Source organism: Trueperella sp. HMSC08H06 (genome assembly GCF_001808465.1).
GTDB classification, from domain to species: Bacteria; Actinomycetota; Actinomycetes; order Actinomycetales; family Actinomycetaceae; genus Trueperella; species Trueperella bernardiae.
This window is the reverse complement of sequence record NZ_KV793341.1, coordinates 154,034-172,693: the sequence shown is the minus strand read 5'-3', so window position 1 is coordinate 172,693 and position 18,660 is coordinate 154,034. Positions and strand designations below refer to the sequence as shown.

General features: G+C 66.7%; 15 protein-coding genes. 11 read left to right on the top strand and 4 right to left on the bottom strand.

Translation table 11 applies throughout. From position 1 onward, the window contains the following. The 7 genes from ruvA to HMPREF3174_RS01375 all read left to right on the top strand — a co-directional run bounded on the left by ruvA (position 1) and on the right by HMPREF3174_RS01375 (position 7,921). A complete protein-coding gene (ruvA, locus tag HMPREF3174_RS01405) occupies positions 1-591 on the top strand; it encodes a Holliday junction branch migration protein RuvA (RefSeq protein ID WP_062612387.1) in 591 nt (196 codons plus the stop codon). A gap of 2 nt (positions 592-593) precedes the next feature. After that, positions 594-1,604 (top strand): Holliday junction branch migration DNA helicase RuvB, encoded by a 1,011-nt coding sequence (ruvB, locus tag HMPREF3174_RS01400; RefSeq protein WP_070447485.1) that lies wholly within the window; start codon positions 594-596, stop codon positions 1,602-1,604. Positions 1,605-1,703: 99 nt separating this feature from the next. Further along, complete coding sequence (yajC, locus tag HMPREF3174_RS01395) at positions 1,704-2,072, top strand: preprotein translocase subunit YajC (protein WP_062612392.1); 369 nt, start codon at positions 1,704-1,706, stop codon at positions 2,070-2,072. Positions 2,073-2,095: 23 nt separating this feature from the next. Further along, entirely contained in the window at positions 2,096-3,928 is a 1,833-nt protein-coding gene (secD, locus tag HMPREF3174_RS01390; protein ID WP_068538328.1) for a protein translocase subunit SecD, read from the top strand. After that, positions 3,928-5,016 carry a protein translocase subunit SecF gene (secF, locus tag HMPREF3174_RS01385; RefSeq protein WP_062612394.1) on the top strand — a complete coding sequence of 363 codons (1,089 nt, stop codon included), beginning with the start codon at positions 3,928-3,930 and terminating at the stop codon, positions 5,014-5,016. Before secD ends, secF begins: the two co-directional genes overlap by 1 nt. After that, positions 5,013-5,567: an adenine phosphoribosyltransferase gene (locus HMPREF3174_RS01380; protein ID WP_062612397.1), complete on the top strand. Its 555-nt coding sequence runs from the start codon at positions 5,013-5,015 to the stop codon at positions 5,565-5,567. Before secF ends, HMPREF3174_RS01380 begins: the two co-directional genes overlap by 4 nt. A gap of 56 nt (positions 5,568-5,623) precedes the next feature. Continuing rightward, the gene (locus HMPREF3174_RS01375) at positions 5,624-7,921 is read left to right on the top strand and encodes a RelA/SpoT family protein (RefSeq protein ID WP_068538327.1); all 2,298 of its coding nucleotides are present in this window, start codon (positions 5,624-5,626) and stop codon (positions 7,919-7,921) included. On the opposite strand, the gene HMPREF3174_RS01370 is transcribed toward HMPREF3174_RS01375, so the two are convergent. Then, on the bottom strand, positions 7,872-8,381 hold the full coding sequence (locus HMPREF3174_RS01370; protein WP_062612401.1) for a hypothetical protein: 510 nt from the start codon (positions 8,379-8,381) through the stop codon (positions 7,872-7,874). The two genes, HMPREF3174_RS01375 and HMPREF3174_RS01370, sit on opposite strands and share 50 nt — an antisense overlap. 106 nt (positions 8,382-8,487) lie before the next feature. Beyond that, the gene (locus HMPREF3174_RS01365; RefSeq protein ID WP_244899204.1) at positions 8,488-9,849 is read right to left on the bottom strand and encodes a DUF349 domain-containing protein; all 1,362 of its coding nucleotides are present in this window, start codon (positions 9,847-9,849) and stop codon (positions 8,488-8,490) included. A 141-nt stretch (positions 9,850-9,990) separates the two neighbouring features. Between HMPREF3174_RS01365 and HMPREF3174_RS01360 the strand changes: the two genes are divergently transcribed. The 4 genes from HMPREF3174_RS01360 to HMPREF3174_RS01345 all read left to right on the top strand — a co-directional run bounded on the left by HMPREF3174_RS01360 (position 9,991) and on the right by HMPREF3174_RS01345 (position 15,385). Next, entirely contained in the window at positions 9,991-10,710 is a 720-nt protein-coding gene (locus tag HMPREF3174_RS01360; RefSeq protein WP_062612403.1) for an MBL fold metallo-hydrolase, read from the top strand. 70 nt (positions 10,711-10,780) lie between these two features. Then, positions 10,781-12,100 (top strand): histidine--tRNA ligase, encoded by a 1,320-nt coding sequence (gene hisS, locus HMPREF3174_RS01355; RefSeq protein ID WP_070447478.1) that lies wholly within the window; start codon positions 10,781-10,783, stop codon positions 12,098-12,100. Continuing rightward, positions 12,093-13,829, top strand: a complete 1,737-nt coding sequence (locus HMPREF3174_RS01350) for a dynamin family protein (protein WP_068538324.1) — start codon at positions 12,093-12,095, stop codon at positions 13,827-13,829. The genes hisS and HMPREF3174_RS01350 overlap by 8 nt, the downstream gene beginning before the upstream one ends. Next, the gene (locus tag HMPREF3174_RS01345; RefSeq protein WP_070447475.1) at positions 13,826-15,385 is read left to right on the top strand and encodes a dynamin family protein; all 1,560 of its coding nucleotides are present in this window, start codon (positions 13,826-13,828) and stop codon (positions 15,383-15,385) included. Before HMPREF3174_RS01350 ends, HMPREF3174_RS01345 begins: the two co-directional genes overlap by 4 nt. On the opposite strand, the gene HMPREF3174_RS01340 is transcribed toward HMPREF3174_RS01345, so the two are convergent. Both HMPREF3174_RS01340 and HMPREF3174_RS01335 read right to left on the bottom strand, forming a co-directional pair. Beyond that, positions 15,382-17,112 (bottom strand): DEAD/DEAH box helicase, encoded by a 1,731-nt coding sequence (locus tag HMPREF3174_RS01340; protein WP_083297639.1) that lies wholly within the window; start codon positions 17,110-17,112, stop codon positions 15,382-15,384. The two genes, HMPREF3174_RS01345 and HMPREF3174_RS01340, sit on opposite strands and share 4 nt — an antisense overlap. Positions 17,113-17,182: 70 nt before the next feature. Then, positions 17,183-18,583: an MFS transporter gene (locus tag HMPREF3174_RS01335; RefSeq protein WP_070447472.1), complete on the bottom strand. Its 1,401-nt coding sequence runs from the start codon at positions 18,581-18,583 to the stop codon at positions 17,183-17,185. Positions 18,584-18,660: the final 77 nt, after the last annotated feature.

Below are 18,660 nucleotides of genomic sequence, written 5' to 3'. Positions count from 1 at the left end.
ATGATTGTTTCCTTGCGCGGTCCGGTCCTGCGCGCGTCGGCCACGGAGGCCGTCATCGAGGCAAGCGGCGTCGGTTACGTTTTTTCTGCCACCCCCGACACGCTCGCCCAGCTACGCGTGGGAGAGGAGGCCTTCGTCCATATCGCGATGGTCACCTCGCGCGAGGGGGAGTCATCCCTTTTCGGTTTTCACGACGACGACGCGCGGGTCACGTTCGACGTGCTGCGGTCCGTCACGGGGATCGGCCCCCGGTCGGCGCTGACGATCCTGGCCACGTTGCCGCCCGATGAGCTTCTCCGCGCGATCGAAAGCAAGGACGAGGCGAGCCTCGTGCGCATTCCGGGGGTGGGGAAGAAGTCAGCCCAGCGGATGGTGCTGGAGCTGGCTGGAAAGCTTGGCCCGGCCGTCGGGGCGGAGCCGGCGGAGTCGGCATCGTCGCATGAGGAAGACGTGATCGCGGCGCTCGTGGGCATGGGCTGGAAGGAGCGCGACGCGGCGGCGGCACTGGCCGAGGCGCTGAAGGTCACGCCCACGGGCACGCTCGCCCAGCTGCTGCGCGCGTCCCTGCAGGTCCTCGGGCAGCGGAGGTAGCGGTGAACGAGTACACGGATCCGGACGCCACCGATATCGAACGTGCCCAAGAGGCGGCACTACGCCCGAAGGTCCTCGAGGAGTTCGTGGGCCAGGAGGTCGTGCGTGACCAGCTCTCGCTCGTGCTCGAGGCGGCCGTGCAGCGCAACAAGTCGGCCGACCACGTGTTGCTCGCCGGGCCGCCGGGCCTGGGCAAGACCACGCTGGCGATGATCATTGCCGCGGAGGTCAACGGCGCGTTGCGGTTGACCTCCGGGCCGGCAATCCAGCACGCAGGTGACCTCGCCGCCGTCCTGTCCTCCCTCAACGAGGGGGACGTGCTCTTTATTGACGAAATCCACCGCCTTGCCCGCACGGCCGAGGAGATGCTGTACCTGGCGATGGAGGATTTCCGTGTAGACGTGATGATTGGCAAGGGGCCGGGCGCCACGTCGATCCCGTTGCCGCTGCCGCCGTTCACGGTGGTCGGAGCCACCACCCGATCGGGCCTGTTGCCGGCCCCGCTACGTGACCGCTTCGGGTTCACCGCGCACCTCGATTTTTACTCGGTGCCCGAGCTCGCCCTCATCGTGGAGCGCAACGCGCGCAAGCTCGCCGTCGAGCTCACTGCGGACGCGGCCCATGAGATCGCCTCGCGCTCGCGCGGCACGCCCCGCATCGCCAATCGGCTGCTGCGCCGGGTGCAGGATTGGGCGCAGGTGCGCGGCAGCGGGGTGCTGGATCTCGACGCGGCGCGCGCCGCCCTCGAGGTGTTCGAGGTGGACAAGAAAGGACTCGACCGGCTGGACCGCGCCGTGCTCGACGTACTGTGCATTCGCTTCCGCGGCCAGCCCGTGGGCCTGTCCACGCTCGCCGTGTCGGTGGGCGAGGAGCCAGAGACCGTGGAGACCGTGGCCGAACCCTACCTGGTGCGCCAGGGTTTCATGATCCGCACCCCGCGCGGGCGGCAGGCCACCTCGCTCGCTTTCCAGCACCTGGGCCTTGCGGCGCCGGAGGAGACGCTGTTTTCGTGACTCGCTCCACGGCGGGAGAACATCGACCGTCTGGGTGAATGCGGGTAGACTTGTACGGTTGTCACAAAGCAACAAACGCTTTGGTCGATTGGAGAAAAGATGCCCGGTATTCCCGTTGAGTTGGTGATCCTCACGGTCGTCATGCTCGGTTTTTTCTGGCTGATGAACCGTGGCGCGAAGAAGGCGCAGAAGGCTCAACTCGCCAAGCGCGAAGAAGCCCTCGTGGTGGGCAATAACGTCATGACGCAGGCCGGCTTTTTCGGCCGTATCGTTGACATTGATGGTGACGCTGTAACCCTCGAATCCCCCTCGGGAGATGAGACGGTGTGGCTGCGCACGGCCATCGTGGCCCAGATGGACATCCCACTCGGCAACAGTGAAGAGGATGAGACGGAGGACGTCGAGGCATTCCTCGACTCCCAGGAGGCCGACCCGGACCTTTCCGACGATTCCAACACCGACAAGTAAAGACGAGGCTCAAAGGAACTAACGTGTCGTCAAGCCACCTGGAGGATCCGACGCCGAAGCCGTGGCGCCGCTTGACCGTCCTCTTTATCCTTGTTCTCGCACTCGTGGGCTCCCTCATCGCAGGGAGCCTGAGTGGCGACAAGACCAGATTCACCCCGGATCTCGCACTCGACCTCGAGGGCGGTACCCAGATTATCCTTACCCCGGTCACAACCGACGGCTCGGAGGTGACTGCCTCCGATATCCGCGAGGCAATCAACGTCATCCGCCAGCGTGTGGACGCCACGGGCGTGGCTGAAGCCGAGATCACGGCCCAGGGCGGTTCGAACATCATCGTCGCTCTGCCGGGCACGCCGTCGAAGGAGACGCTCGACCTGGTGCGCACGTCGGCCGTGCTGCGCATGCGCCCGGTGCTGTCGATCCTGAACCCCGCGCCGATGGATGCCCAGTCGGTCGTCGCCGCGCTGGGGGAGAATGCGGGCGATCTTGACCCGGCCACGATGGACGCGGCCGCGGTCGATGAGGCGATCCGAAAGCTCGCCGACGTCGACGGCGATGGGGAGCTGTCGGCCGAGCCGGCGCAGACGCCGGAAAACGCCTCGGATACGAACTGGATCACCGAGCAGGTGATGTACGACGCGTACACGCTCGATTGCACGGTTCCCGATTCGCGCCCGGCGGAAAAGACGGATAGCCCGGACACCGCGATCGTTGCCTGCGAGCCGGATACGACCACCAAGTACATCCTTGGCCCCTCGGAGCTGGACGGCACGCAGCTTGACAGCGCGTCGTCGTCGCCGGCCACGAACCAGCAGGGCCAGCCCACGGGCGGCTGGGCAGTCAACATGTCCTTCAATTCCGAGGGCGGGAAGATCTTTGGCGATGTCACCACGCGCCTGTCTGAGCTCAAGGAGCCGCGCAATTCGTTCGCGTCCGTACTCGATGGCCGCGTCATTTCCTCGGCCCGCGTGTCCTACCCGATCACGGGCGGCCAGGCGCAGATTACCGGCCGCTTCACGGCGGACGAGGCCGGGGCACTGGCGAACCAGCTGAAGTTCGGCTCGCTGCCGTTGCAGTTCAACGTCCAGTCCGAGGAACAGATCTCCGCGACCCTTGGCGCCGAGCAGCTGAGCTCGGGCCTCATCGCCGGCCTGGTGGGCCTGGTCCTCATCGTCATCTACATGATCTGGCAGTACCATGCCCTGGGCGTGGTGGCGATTGGCTCGATCCTCACCTCCACGGGCCTGTCCTACCTCATCATCAGCCTGCTGTCGTGGACGATGGGTTATCGCCTGTCGATGGCGGGAGTGCTCGGTATCATCATTTCGATCGGCGTGACGGCGGATTCGTTCATCGTCTATTTCGAGCGCATCCGTGACGAGATCCGTGACGGCCGATCCGTGGCCAGCGCGGTTCAGCACGGCTGGAACCGTGCCCAGCGTACGATCATCATCTCTGACCTGGTCAACCTCACCGCTTCGGTGGTGCTCTTCCTTCTCACGGTTGGTTCGGTGCGCGGCTTCGCCTTCACACTCGGCGTGACCACGGTGCTTGACCTCGTGGTGGTCATGATGTTCACCTACCCGATCATGACCCTGATTTCGCGCACCGCGTTCTTCGGGAAAGGCAAGCGCGGCTCGGGCATGGACACGAAGAAGCTTGAGTCAACTCCGCGCTACCGTGGGCGCACGGTGCCCGAGCGCAAGCAGAACAAGCCCAAGGATGCGATGGTGGCCGCCGACGGCGCCGTCATCCACGACTACGAGATGCCCGACGCCCGTTTCACCGGCGAATCGCTTGCCCAGCAGCGTGCTCGCCAGAGGCGAGAGGCGCGCCGGAAGGAAGGAGACCAGTAATGTCGATGTACTCCTTTGGTAACGGCCTGTACACGGGCAAGCGTTCCTACAACATCGTGGGGCAGCGCAAGCTGTGGTTTAGCATCGCGATCGTCGCCGTCCTTCTCTCGCTGGCGTCGTTTGCGATCCGCGAGCCGAACCTCGGTATCGAGTTCCGCGGGGGCTCCCAGTTCACGGTCTCGGGCACGGCCACCCTCGATCACCAGCCGGCGTACGACGTCGTCGGCAAGGTGTCGACGTCGGTGCCGCGCGTGTCCGATGTTGGCCAGGAGGCCATCCGTGTCCAGACTGAGTCGCTGGACGACACGAAAACCCAGGAGGTGCGCGCCGGCCTGGCCGAAGCCTACGACGTGCCGGAAGCGGACGTGACGTCTACGTACATCGGCCCTTCGTGGGGCCAGGACATCCTGGCCCAGGCGATCCGAGCCATGGTGATCTTCATGGTGCTGATCTCGGTGGTCCTCATCATCTACTTCAAGTCTTGGACCATCGCGGTCGGCGCGATCGGCGCGCTCTTGCACGACTTCGTAGTCACGCTCGGGATCTACTGGATCTTAGGCTTCGAAATCGCGCCCGCCACGATCATCGGCTTGCTGACGATCATGGGCTACTCGCTCTACGATACCGTGGTGGTGTTCGACAAGGTGCGTGAGAACACGGCCGAGCTCGAGCACCAGACGCAGATGACGTACGCGGAGGAAGCGAATCTGGCGATCAACCAGACCCTCATCCGTTCGCTCAACACCTCGGTCACCGGCTGGCTGCCTGTCATCTCGGTGCTGATCGTCGGTGTGTGGTGGCTGGGCGCGGAGACGCTGCGCGACCTGGCGCTGGTCATGTTCGTGGGCATGGTGCTCTCGGCCCTGTCCTCGGTGTTCCTGGCGGCTCCGCTGGCGGTGTGGCTGGCTGAGCGTGATCCGAAGATCAAGGCACACACCGCCCGCGTCACTGCGCGGCGCGAGGAGATTGGCGTCGAGAGAACTGACAATGAGAAGGAAAGTGCGGGTACCGTGGTAACCGAGCGTGTTTCCGGCGGCCATAAGGGCCAGCGGTCCCAGCCGAAGCGAAAGAAAAGGAATAAGCGATGAGCACTGAGGCTATCTTCCCTCAAGACTCCGTAGCACTTGTCAAGTCCCACGTGCGCGAGGTGGAGGACTTCCCGGCGCGTGGTGTCCTCTTCCGTGACATCACGCCCCTGATTGCCGACGGCGAAGCGTTCGCCTCCCTCATCAAGATCCTGGCCGATCGTTACCGCGGCAAGTGCGACGCGGTGGCGGGCCTCGAATCGCGTGGCTTCATCCTCGGCGCCCCGCTCGCTCACGAGCTCGGGATCGGCATGCTGACCGTGCGTAAGGCCGGGCGTCTGCCGGGCCCCGTCGTCGGCGTGAATTACGACCTGGAGTATGGGTCGGCTCGCATGGAACTGCAGCCCTTCACGGTGAAGGACGGCATGCGCGTGCTCGTTATCGACGACGTGCTCGCCACCGGTGGCACGGCGGGCGCGGCCTTCCACCTCATCGAGAAGGCGGGCGGCAAGCCTGCTGGCCTGTGCGTGCTGCTCGAGCTGGCTGACCTCGGCGGGCGTGAGTACCTGGCCGAGCGCTACGACTACCCGGTGGAGTCGGTCATCAGCTACTAGGCCTGCGCCCATGTGGGGCTTCGTCATTGCTGATCACGGTGACGTATAATCCCCACATGGATGCAAAGGTCAACGAAGAGGAACCGCGGGTACGCTCGCGGCTTTCCTGGCTCGGGCGCAAGAGCGATACGCCCACCCTGCTCGAGCCACTCATGCGCGCTATCGGCAACCGCAAGCTGGATAAGGCGCGCATTATTCGTGCCTTTGAAACCGCCGAGCGCGCTCACGCTGGCCAGATGCGAAAGTCGGGTGAACCTTACATCACCCACCCGGTGGCAGTGTCCACGATCTTGGCCGAGCTAGGGATGGATGAGGACACGCTGGTGGCCGCGCTCCTGCATGACACGGTGGAGGACACGAGCTACTCGCTCAAGCAGCTCACGCGCGACTTCGGCTGCACGGTGGCGTTGCTGGTGGACGGGGTCACGAAACTCGACAAGGTCGAATACGGCGAAGCCGCCCAGGCGGAGACCGTGCGCAAGATGGTCATCGCGATGGCGAAGGACATCCGCGTGCTGCTTATCAAGCTGGGCGATCGGCTCCACAACGCGCGCACGTGGAAGTATGTGAGCCCGGGCTCGGCGCAGAAGAAGGCGCGTGAGACCTTGGAGATCTACGCCCCGCTTGCCCACCGTCTGGGTATGAACTCGATCAAGTGGGAGCTGGAGGACCGCTCGTTTAAGGAGCTCTACCCGGCTGTCTACTCCGAGATCGAGCGAATGGTCCAGGACCGGGCGCCGGAGCGCGAACGCTACATCTCGCAAATGAAGGCCGAGTTGGAGCGGGAGCTGGGCAAGGCCAAGCTCCGCTGCACGATCTCGGGCCGGCCCAAGCACTACTACTCGATCTATCAGAAGATGATCCTGCGCGGGCGCGATTTCGAGGACATCTACGACCTCATCGGCGTGCGCGTGCTGGTGGAGGAGATCCAGGACTGCTACACGGCCCTCGGCATCGCCAACTCGCTCTACGTCCCCGTCCAGGGGCGCATCAAGGACTACATCGCTTCCCCGAAGTTCAACCTCTACCAGTCGATCCACACCACCGTGATCGGGCCGGGCGGCAAGACGGTGGAGATCCAGATCCGCACGTATGAGATGCACAAGCGCGCCGAGTTCGGTGTCGCCGCTCATTGGCGTTACAAGGAGAACCCGAACGCGGAGAAGGCGGATACGAGCGCGCAGGCGGACACGCAGCTGGAGTGGCTGCGCCAGCTGGTGGATTGGCAGCGCGAGACGGCGGACCCGAAGGAGTTCCTCGACTCGCTGCGCTTCGAGATGTCGGGCAGCCAGGTCTACGTCTTCACCCCGATGGGCGAGGTCATGGAGTTGCCCACGGGTTCGACTCCGGTAGACTTTGCCTACGCCGTCCACACCGAGGTCGGTCACCGCACGGTGGGGGCGAAGGTTAATGACAAGCTGGTCACCCTCGATCACCGGCTCGAATCTGGCGACACGGTAGAGATCATTACCTCTCGCTCAGAGGACTACGGGCCGTCCCAGGACTGGCAGGAGTTCGTGGCCACCCCGCGGGCGCGGTCGAAGATCAAGGCGTGGTTTACGAAGTCGCGCCGCGAGGAGACCGTGGAGCAGGGCAAGGACAAGCTGGCCCGCGCGATCCGCCGCAAGAACGAGCCGGTCCAGCGCCTCATGTCACACGAGACGCTCAAGGCCGTGGCGCAGGACCTGTCCAAGCGAGACGTCACCGAGCTGTATGCCAGCATCGGGGAGGGCACGATCTCTCCGGAGACCGTGGTGCGTCGCCTCATTTCTTCCCAGGGTGGCACCGCCGGCGTGGAGGAGACGATGGCCGAGGCGGTCACTCCCACGCGCATCCAGCACCAGCAGATTGGGTCGGCGTCGTCGGCGGTCATCGTCTCAGATATCGAGGACACGGACGTGCTGGTCAAGCTCGCCAAGTGTTGTATGCCGGTACCGCCGGACGAGATCGTCGGCTTCATCACGCGCGGCAGTGGCATCTCGGTGCATCGCAAGGACTGCACGAACATGCGTTCGCTCAAGCGTGAGCCGGAGCGTTTCATTGACATCGCGTGGGCCGACGACGCCGACTCGAACGTCTTCCTCGTCCAGGTCCAGATCGAGGCGCTCGACCGCAAGGGCCTGCTGGCGGACGTCACGCGTGCGCTATCAGAGCACGACATCAACATGCTCACCGGCTCGATGAACACCTCCAACGAGCGAGTGGCCCGGCTCAACTTCACCTTCGAGATGGCGGACCCGCGCCACCTGCAGCAGGTGCTGACCGAGCTACGCAAGATCGAGGGCGTGCACGCCGCCTACCGGCTTACGGGCTCGGCGAGAGAGGCTGTCCGAGCTCACGGGGGAGCTGAGTAAGGATCTCGCGCACGCGCGTGATGCCGTGAGTGGAGAGCTGGTAGGCCCGCTGTTCGATGGCCGCCACACTGGTGCCGGCGCGCACGAGCAGGCACAGGAGTTCGACGGAGTCTTCGCGGTTGGCCATGAGGTCGATCGCGGTGCGCTCGAGTGTGGTGACGAACTTGCCGCCCACTTCGGTCAGGTCCGTGCCCGGGATCGACGACGCCGGCACGGCGTCCACCTGCTCTTGGAGCTGGGGCGTGTGCCAGCCGGTGTGGATGAAGAGGGCTGATTCGCGCACGAAGGCCTTGCCCGGCTTGCGCATGGCAAGGAGCTGGGCGCGTGATTCGGGCGTCTTGCACAGGTCGACCCCGACGTAGCCGATGTCGCCGATGTCGATCATGAGGCCGGCGCCGGCGAGGGTGCGCGCCTCGTGGTGCTCGGCGAGTGACTGAGGTTGATAGATGTGGAGCGTCATGGGGTGATTCCATCACGTCGCGCGAGGGACGCTGCGCGTCTTCCCACACCTGTGGACAAAGAAAACGCCGCCGGAAAAACCGGCGGCGCCTTCCACGTCATTCGGCCTAGTCGCCTTGGACCGCGCTCAGCCATGCCTTGCGGGCGGCGAGGGCGTCCTCGTACTCCTTGACCTTCTTCTCATCCCCTGCCTCGCGGGCCTGGGCGATCTGGGTCTCGAGCTCGTCGATGAGGTGCTGGAGCTGTTCAGCCATGCCGGCGGAGCGCTCGTCCTTCTCCGGGTCGGAGTTCTTCCACTGCTCGGATTCGGCGTCGCGGATCTGGGTCTCGATGTCACGCATGCGGCCCTCAGTGCGCTGCATGTCAGCACGCGGCACGCGGCCGATGGCGTCCCAGCGCTCGCCGATCGCGCGGATCTGCGCCTTGGCGTAGTCGATGTCGGTCACCGGCAGGAGCTTCTCGGCCTCGGCCAGTAGCTCGAGCTTGCGGTCGCGGTTGGCGGCGAACTCCTCGTCGATCTCGGCGTTGTAGGCGTTTCGGGCCTCGTAGAAGCGGTTCTGGGCGGCGCTGAAGCGCTCCCACAGCGCGTCGTCTTCACGCTTGTTCATGCGGCCTGCGCGCTTCCACTCGTTCATGAGCTCGCGGAACTGGCCCGAGGTAGGGCCCCAATCGGTGGAGTCCGCGATCGCCTCGGCGCGTGCGATGAGGGCCTCCTTGCGCGCGGTGATCGCCTTACGCTCCGAATCGCGTTGCGAGAAGAACTGGCGGCGGTGGCGGTCAAAGGTGGTGCGTGCCGAGGAGAAGCGCTTCCACAGCTCTTCTTCCGTGGTGCGGTCAATGCGCGGGGAGTGGCGCTGGGCGTACTTCCACTGCTCGAGCAGGTTGGTCAGCTCCGCGCGCGAATTCTTCCAGTGCGTGTTCGCCGGGTCCTGCGCGGCGACCGCCTCGGCCGCCTCGACGATCGCGGTGCGCTCGGCAACGGAGGCCTTCTTCGCCTCTTCGCGCTCGGCCTTGACCTGGGCGCGGCGCTCTTCGGCGGCGCCCTCAAGGCTTTCCACGCGCTTGCGCAGCGCTTCGACGTCGCCGACGACGGCGGGCTCGCGCAGCTGCTCGGTCAGCGCCTTGATGGAAGCTGAAATTTCCTCGGGGGAAATGTTGGCCAGGCGGGCCTCGAGCAGGCTTACCTCGTTTTCCAGGTCGAGGTAGCGGCGCACGTACAGGCCGAGGGCGTCCTTATCGGAGCCATCGATCGTGTACTGGCCGACGATGCGTTCGGCGTCGTTACCGGAGGAGCGCAGCCACACGTTGCCTTCGTCATCCACGCGGCCCCACTTGGCGGCCGCCGCTGCCGCCGCGTCGTCGACCTCGGGAACCGGGGCTGCCACCTGCGGCTTCGGGCGGGGCGCCGGGATCGGCGTTTCCTGCGGTGCCTCGGTTGTGTTCATGGACTCGTTCGTGGACTCGGTCATGAGATTCTCCTCAGTAGACGGGGTTGGCGGTGCCACACCGTTCGCGTATGTCGTGGAACAGTCTACGCGGTTTATAGTCCATTTTTCGCATTCTGGTTATCTTAGATGCGCTCAAAGTTAGCTTAACGGTAGCGTGAAGACATGTACTTCCTTCGTAACAGTGACACGTTCCTTCAGGCCAACACCTACATCCTCGCCGCGCAGTCCTCCGCGCTCGTGGTCGACCCGGGCGCCGGCTCGCACGCCTGGGTGCCCGGCGCGCTCGAGAAGCGCGGGCTGAGCCTGGGTGCCGTTCTGCTCACTCACGGCCACCCGGATCACGTGTGGGACGTGGCGACGGTCGCGGGATCGGCTCCGGTCTACATCCCGGGCCCGGACATGTACCGGATGGACGACCCGGCCGCCTACCTGCCGGTCGATCCGTCCCGCGCCCTGGCCCTTTCGCGCATGGGCGCCCAGCCCTGGGTCAAGCCCGAGGGCCTGCGTGAGCTACCGGCCGAGGCGTTTTCGGGGCCCTTCGAGATCGTGCCGGGAATCTCGATCCGCGCGCTGCCGGCGCCCGGCCACTCCGAGGGCTCCACGGTCTTCCTCCTCGAAGGCAATCCCGCCCCGGACCGCGAGGGCGCGATGATGTCCACCGGCCAGGTCGAGCCGATCATGCTGGCCGGTGACGTGCTGTTCAACGGGGGAGTGGGTCGCACGGACCTGCCGGGCGGTGACGAGCAGAAGATGGCCGCCAGCCTGCGCCTGCTGGTCCAGGTGATCAAGCCCGAGACCGCAGTCTTCCCCGGCCACGGCCCGTCCACCACGATGTTCCACGAGGTGCGCCACAACCCCTACCTGCACGCGGCGATGAGCTAAATTAGCGCTGATTCGGTGTTGGGGCGCGGCTGATTCTTAGTTCGGGGCCGAAAGATGGAAGAATAGGCCCATGGCTAAAATTGCACCTCTGTCTGGTTTTCCCGAATGGCTCCCCTCCGGTCGCATCGTCGAACAGCACATGATCGACGTCCTGCGCTCCACGTTTGAGCTGCACGGGTTCTCCGGCATCGAGACCCGCGCGGTGGAGCCGGTGGAGCGCCTGCTGTCGAAGGGCGAGACGTCGAAGGAGATCTACCTCCTGCGCCGCCTGCAGGATCAGGGCGCGGACTCCGAGCTCGGGTTGCACTTTGACCTCACGGTCCCGCTGTCGCGCTACGTGCTGGAAAACGCCGGGCACCTTGACTTCCCCTTCCGCCGCTACCAGATCCAGAAGGTCTGGCGTGGCGAGCGCCCCCAGGACGGGCGTTTCCGCGAGTTTTTACAGGCCGACGTCGACGTGGTTGGGCAGGACACGCTGGCCTTCCACCACGAAATCGAGCTGCCGCTAGTCATAGTAGACGCCCTGTCCAAGCTCCCGATCCCGCGGGTGAAGATCCTCGCCTCGAACCGCAAGGTCGCCCAGGGCTTCTACCAGGCGATCGGGCTGGAAGACGTGGAGGAGACCCTGCGCATCCTTGACAAACTCGACAAGGTGGGGCCGAAGGTCGTGGCTGAGATGCTGGGCGAGATTGGCGCGAGCGAGGACCAGGCGCGCCTGGCGCTCGAACTCGCGGGCATTCGTGGCGACGACGCCGGCGTGGCCGATCGCGTCCTCGCCCTCGGCTGCCGATCCGAGCTACTGGACGAGGGTCTCGAAGAGCTGGTGGCCTTGCTCGAGGGAGCGAATGACCTGATCCCGGGCTCGGTGAGCGCGGACCTGAAGATCGCCCGCGGCCTGGACTACTACACGGGCTCGGTCTACGAATCGGTGCTCGAGGGGCACGAGGACCTGGGCTCGGTATGCTCGGGTGGCCGCTACGATTCGCTGGTCTCGGACGGCAAGAAGACCTACCCGGGGGTGGGCCTGTCGATCGGCGTCTCGCGCATCCTCGCCCGCGTCATCGGCCGGGAACTGGTCACGCCCACGCGCAAGGTGCCCACCGCCGTGCTCGTGGCGGTCAACGACGAGGGCGAGCGCCGCCACGCCGAAAAGACGGCTCAGCAGCTTCGGGGGCGCGGGGTCGCGGCCGAGGTCTCGCCGAACTCGGCGAAGTTCGGCAAGCAGATTCGCTACGCCGATCGACGCGGCATCCCCTTCGTGTGGTTCTCCACCGACGACGGCGAGCAGGTCAAGGACATCCGCTCCGGCGAGCAGGTGGTTGCTGACGCCGCGCAGTGGGTCCCGCCGGCCAGCGACCTTACCCCCGAGCTTCGGGGGAGCGATGAATGACTTTCCCCAGCTGCCCTCGCGGGTAGCGGCCGAAGTGCGTCCGTTCCGCGAGAGCCTCGACGCACTCGTTTTTCCGTTGGCAATGGCGGGGAGCGAGGATAGCCTGTCGCTGTATGCGGATGCGATCAACCAGCTCGATGACTACGTCATCCCGCGCTACGAGACGCTCGAGGCCCCGCTGCTGGCCGTCTTCGGAGGTTCCACGGGCGCCGGAAAGTCCACCCTCATCAATTCGATGCTGGGTGAAGAGGTGGCACTGGCCTCCGCGATCCGGCCCACGACGCGCCGGCCGCTCCTGTTGCATCACCCCGAAGACGCACACTGGTTTACGGATCAGCGCATCTTCCCCCACCTGGCCCGCGTCATCTCGCACGGCCCCGCGGACCTCGATTCTGCGGGCGAGGCGGGCGACGAGCTCGAGATCCGTGCCACTGACCTGATCCCGCGCGGGATGGCGCTCCTTGATTCGCCGGATATTGACTCGGTGGTGGTGGAAAACCGCCACCTCGCGGCGCAGTTCCTGGCCGCCGCCGACCTGTGGGTTTTCGTCACCACCGCCGCCCGATATGCGGATGCGATCCCGTGGGCGATGCTCGATGAGGCGGCCGAGCGCAACGTCGTCGTCGGTATCGTGCTCAACCGCGTGCCACCGGGGACGGGGGCGCAGGTGCGCCCGGACCTGGACCGGATGCTCGGCGAGCGCGGGCTCGACCACGCGCCGCTTTTCGTCCTGTCCGAACAGAAGCTGCAGGACGGGATGGTTGCCGCCGCCGACGTCGCTCCGATCCGTGGGTGGCTCGAGGGCCTGGCCTCCGATGCGCAGGTGCGGGCCTCGGTGGCGCGTCAGACCCTGACGGGCACGGTGGACAAGCTCCTTCACACCGCCTCTGACATCCTGGCCGGCTACGACGAGCAGCTCGCGGGCGCGGATTCCCTGCGCTGGGACATCAACGCGGCCTTTGACCGCGCGGAGGACGCGCTGCGCCGCCAGGCCTCGGACGGCTCGTTGCTGCGCGGCGAGGTGCTCTCGCGCTGGCAGGACGTGGTGGGCACCGGCGAATGGGCCCGAAAGCTTGAGAAGGGCGTGTCCTCGCTGCGCGACCGCATCACGGGCTTCTTCAAGGCGAGCGTGGATACCTCCACCGTGGAGGAGGCGCTCGAGGACAACGTGCTGGCACTGCTCCTTGCCGAGGCCGACGCTGCTAACGCCCACATCAGGGACGCGTGGCGCGCCGGGATCGCCGGGCCGCTGGTGGAACGCGCGAAGGAGCGCCTACGCGGGGAGGCGGAGCGGCGGGAGGCCGCCGAGCGGCTCGTGCGCGAATGGCAGGCCGCCCTCATCGCGCTCATCCGTAATGAGGGCGAGTCCAAGCGGCTGACGGCCCGGGCGCTCGCCTTCTCAATCAACGCCGTGGGGGTTGCCCTCATCATCGTCGTCTTCGCCTCCACCGGGGGGCTGATCGGCGGGGAGATCGCTGTGGCGGGCGGCACCGCTGTCGTGGCACAGCGCGTGCTCGAAGCTGTTTTCGGCGACGAGGCCGTGCGCCGGATGGCAAAGGAGGCGCGCGAGGACCTGGACGCGCGCGTGCGGGAGTTCCTCGGGGCGGACCGAGCGGCATGGCAGGGTGTCATCGACGAGCTGGGCCTCAGCCGCCAGATCCGCGACGACTATGCGCGCCAGCTTCGGGCTTTAACCGAGGCGAAGATTGCCGACGGGAGGAACCTATGAGCCTGACTGAGTCGATCGGAGACCTCCACGCGGCTGTCGAGATCGCGCAGGCGAAGGTCCCTGGCGCGGTGGGCGAGGCCGCGCTGGTGCTCGACCGCGCAGTTCAACGCCGGTCGTTGACCACCGACGCCACCGTCATCTCGGTTGCCGGCCCCACGGGGGCGGGCAAGTCCTCGCTGGTCAACGCGATCGTGGGGCGCCCGGTGACGCGCGCGAGCGCGATCCGGCCCACCACCGCCCAGCCCGTGGCCGTCACGAATACGCCGGCCGCCGAGATCCTCGACTGGCTCGGCATCACCGAGCGCCACGAAGCCCCGCTTACCGACGCGGGCGCGGCCGTGCTCATCGATCTTCCCGACGTCGATTCCACAAACTTCGATCACCGCGAAGCGGCCCACCGGCTGACCGAGCTGGTCGACGTCGTCGTGTGGGTGCTCGACCCGCAAAAGTACGCCGACGCCGTGGTCCACGAAGACTACCTGGCCGAGCTCGCCGAGCACGCGGCCACAACGATTGTGGTGCTCAACCAGGTCGATAGGCTGGACGAGGCCACGCTCGCCGACGTCCTGGCCGACACTCGCCGCCTCCTGCGCGCCGACGGGCTCGAGGTCCCGGTGCTCCCGGTGTCCGCGACGACGGGCCGGGGCGTGGACGCGCTACGGGCAAGGATTGACGACATCGTGGCCGAGCGCGCGGCGGCGGAGAAAAAGCTCGCGGCGGACATCCGCACCGAGTCGCGCAACATGCTCGGGCGCATTCATGCCGACGGCGGGCGGCCCGCGACAACGGCCGCCGACGTCCCCTTCGAACCTGTTGCCTCGGCGCTCGCCGTGGCGGCGGGCTCGCGCGTGGTGGCGAAGGCATCAGCTGACTCCTACGAGCGGCGGGCGAGGCAGGCCACCGGCTGGCCCGTCACGCGCTGGCTGGCCCGGCGCGGGATCGATCCGCTCAAGCGCCTGCGCCTCGACACGGGCGGGGTCTTGGACGTGGCAGCGTACGTTTCGCCGTCGCAGGCGGCGGTGGCCCGCGGCAAAATCCGCGAATATGTGGAAGTCTCGACAGCACACATGCCCGCCGCGTGGGCACACCAGACCCGCGAGGAGTTGGGCGAGCGCGCCGAGCGGCTCATCGGCGGACTCGACACCGCGCTCTCCGGGGTGGACGTCGAAGCCCGCCGTCGGCCCGCGTGGTGGCTGCTCATGAATCTGTTGCAGTGGCTGGCGCTGGCGGCCGCGATCGCCGGCGGCGTGTGGCTGCTCGGGCTCGCGTTCGCTGATTCGCTCCAGCTGCGCCTCAGCGAGCCGCCCGGGTGGGGGATCTTCCCGCTACCCACGCTCATGCTCGCCGGCGGGCTTCTTGCCGGCTGGCTCCTGGCCGCAATCGGGCGGGTGCTCGCCGGGCACGGAGCTCGCCGCATGCGCCAGCGCGTAGGTGCGCGCATCGACGTCGCCTTCGCAGACAAGGCCCGCGCCGAGCTTGCCGTGCTGGACGAGGAGCGCTCGGCCTACGCCCATCTCCAGGAACTCCTGGGCGGGCTGACGAAGTCGAGCGCCTAGCGGAAGTGGCGCGGCCGGCGCTGAGCGCGGTCCCGGCCGCGCATACCCGGGCCGGAGTCCTTGGAGATGTTGAGGTCACGCCCGGACACGCGCGCCTTGGCGATACGGCGCTGGGTGTCGCGGTCGATCTCGCGGTCGATCTGGACGAGCGAGAACGTGGGGTAGATGTCGATTCGGCCCAGCTGGGATCCGTTGAGGCCGCCCTCGTTCGTGAGCGCACCCACGATCGCGCCGGGGGAGACGCCGTCGCGGCGCCCAACCTCCACGCGGTACATCGTGCCTTCGCCCTCGAAGGTCTTCGGCTTGTTCTTCCGGCCCTCGCGACCCTGGCGTGCCGGGCGCTCTTTGCGATCCTTGCGCCCCTTCCGGTCCTCGCCTTCGAAGCGGGCGGTGAGGCGCTCGGGCTCGTCGTCGGACTGCGGGCCCGGGTCGCGCACTCCGATTGCCAGCAGCGCGGCGATGAGGTCCTCCGGAGAAAGCGGGTGCTCGGCGTCTACCTGCTCGGCACGGAACTCGGCAATGACGTCGCGGTAGACCGACAGGCGGCCCACTTCGTAGCGATCCTTGGCCTCGGCCATGAGCCGGCGGGCGCGCAGACCGGACACCTCGGCCGGGGTGGGCAGCTCTACCTGCTCCATGTGAGCGCCGGTGATGTGCTCGATGCGACGCAGGCGGCTACGCTCCTTGGGCGTGACGAAGGTCAGCGACGTGCCCTCGCGCCCGGCGCGCCCAGTGCGGCCGATGCGGTGGACGTAGGTGTCGACCTCGCGCGGCACGTCGAAGTTGACCACCAACCCGATGCGCTCCACGTCGAGCCCGCGGGCGGCGACGTCGGTGGCTACCAGCACGTCGAGCGTGCCGGTGCGCAGGCGATCGACAAGCTTCTCCCGGTCGCGCTGCTGCACGTCACCGGAGAGGGTTGCGGCTTGCACGCCGCGGGTGGATAGCTCGATGGCGAGTTCCTCGGCAGTGGCGCGGGTGCGGACGAAGACGAGGGCGGCGTCGGCCGGCGTCGTGGCAAGCACGCGGGCAAGAGCGCCGATCTTGTGGCGCGAGGGCACCACCGCATAGGTCTGGTGGATCGTCTCGATCGTGGATGCCGGGGGAGCCACCGTGACCTCCACTGGGTCAGTCATGTGTGTCTCGGCCACGCGGCGGATCGGCGTGGGCATCGTGGCCGAGAACAGCGCCGTGATGCGCTCCTCGGGCAGCCCGGAGGCGATCTTCTCCACGTCCTCGGCAAAGCCCATGCGCAGCATCTCATCGGCCTCGTCGAGAACGAAGTAGCGAACGGAATCGAGCTTGAGCGCGCCCTTGTCAATGAGGTCCATAACGCGCCCCGGCGTGCCGACCACCACCTGCGCTCCGTCCTTCAGCGCGCCGATCTGTGGCACGTAGGACGAGCCGCCATAGACGGCCACGACGTCCAGGTCCGTGGTAGTGGAGGCAAACTTGTCTATCGCGTCGGCGCCTTGCATGGCGAGCTCGCGCGTGGGGGCGAGCACGAGGGCCTGGACCTTGGGTAGGTCAGGATCGACATGGGTGAGCATCGGCAGGGCGAAGGCCGCCGTCTTGCCGGTGCCCGTCTGGGCCACGCCGACGACGTCGCGCCCCTTGAGGAGGGGTGGAATGGCCTCGGCCTGGATCGGGGTGGGCTGGACGTAGCCCATGTCGGAGATGGCGGACAGGATGTGTGCGGGCAGGTTGAGCCCAGAAAATGACGTCATAAGTACCTAAGAGTGCGAAAGCCAGGCCGGATAAAACGCGGCGGCGCGGCGCGAGTGCGCCGCCATCAGTCTAGTGTTCGGAGGTGGTGGCCGACAGCGACGCAGGGGTGACATCTAGCACCCGAGAGCCCACCCACACGCCCACCGCCAAGATCGCGGTCATCGTGCCGATCACCCACACGAAGGCCGCGTGGCCCTGGGGGAGGGTGAGGGCGTAGATGATGCCGCACCAGGCCACGAACAGTGCTGAGCCGAGCGTGTCGGCGATCGACAGGGAGGCCGATGTGCGCCCGTGCCGCTCGGGCGGGGTCAGTGCAAGGGCGTGGACCGTGAGAGCGGGGTAGACCAGCCCAATGCCGAAGCCGGCCACGAGCCAGCCGATGAGGGCCGTAGCTCCGGGCACCGATGCGGATGCGGCCGTGATGGTGGCCGCCGTGCCGAAGGCCTGGACGAGCGTGCCGACGACGGGCGCCGCCGCCCGGTAGCGTTCGTCCGTCACGCGCCCGCTCACCCACGAGCCGATCGCCCAGGTCACCGAGCCGAAGGTCATGATCATGCCGGCCTGGGTTGCGGACCAGCCATGGACCTCCTTAAGCATGAGCGGGAGGAAGACCTCCACCGCGATGTAGGTGCCGTTGATCGCCAGGCGCAGCAGGACGGTGGCGGGCAGGCCGCGCCGAGCACGGAACGTGGCCCGCGGCAGGAGCGGGCGGGCGAGGAACAGCACGAGGGCCGACAGACCGATGACCAGCGCGATCGCCTTTGCGTCGAATTCCTCGGCGCTGAGTCCGGAGAGTAGCTGGATGCCGAGGATCACCACGCCGGCCGTGGAGGAGAAAGCCACGGTGCGCTTGTAGCCGGAGACCGGCTGGTGTTCGTGCAGGTCCGGGAACCGGCCGAACTGCTTGAGGATGACCGGCGCGCTGAGGATGAGGAGCACGGGCACGATGCCGAAGACGAGGCGCCAGTTGAGGTGTTCGACAAAGAAGCCGGCCACCAGCGGGCCCACCAGGGAGGGCAAGACCCACGCGGCGGCGAAGGAGGAAAAGATGCGCGGCTGGCGCGCAGGCTCCACATAGTTGCCGACGAAGACGTAGAGCGGAACCACGATGAGGCCTCCGCCCAATCCCTGAATCGCACGCCCGAGCACGATGATTTCCACCGACGGCGCGAGCGTGGCCACGATCAGCCCGCCGGTGAAGAGGGCCAGGCCCGTGTACAGGGAAACTTTCGGTCCCTTCGCGTCACACCACGGCCCGGCGAAGGCGGTGGTGATGAGCTGGGTGGCGAGCGTGACGCCCGAGGCGAGAGCGTAGAGGTTGCGCCCGTCAAGGATGTCGACCACGTAGGGCATGGCAGTTGCCACGGCGAGGGCCTCGAAGGCGACCAGGCTGATGAGACTCACTGCGAGGATCACCAGCCACTGCTCAAGGCTCCGACGAATTCGCTGCTTCTTTCGTGCTTGTCTCACACCACGATCGTAAGATCCAATGTTGGAAACGGCACGCCTCGCCAGGTGTGATCTTAGCCCGCTTCGGCGTAGAGTTT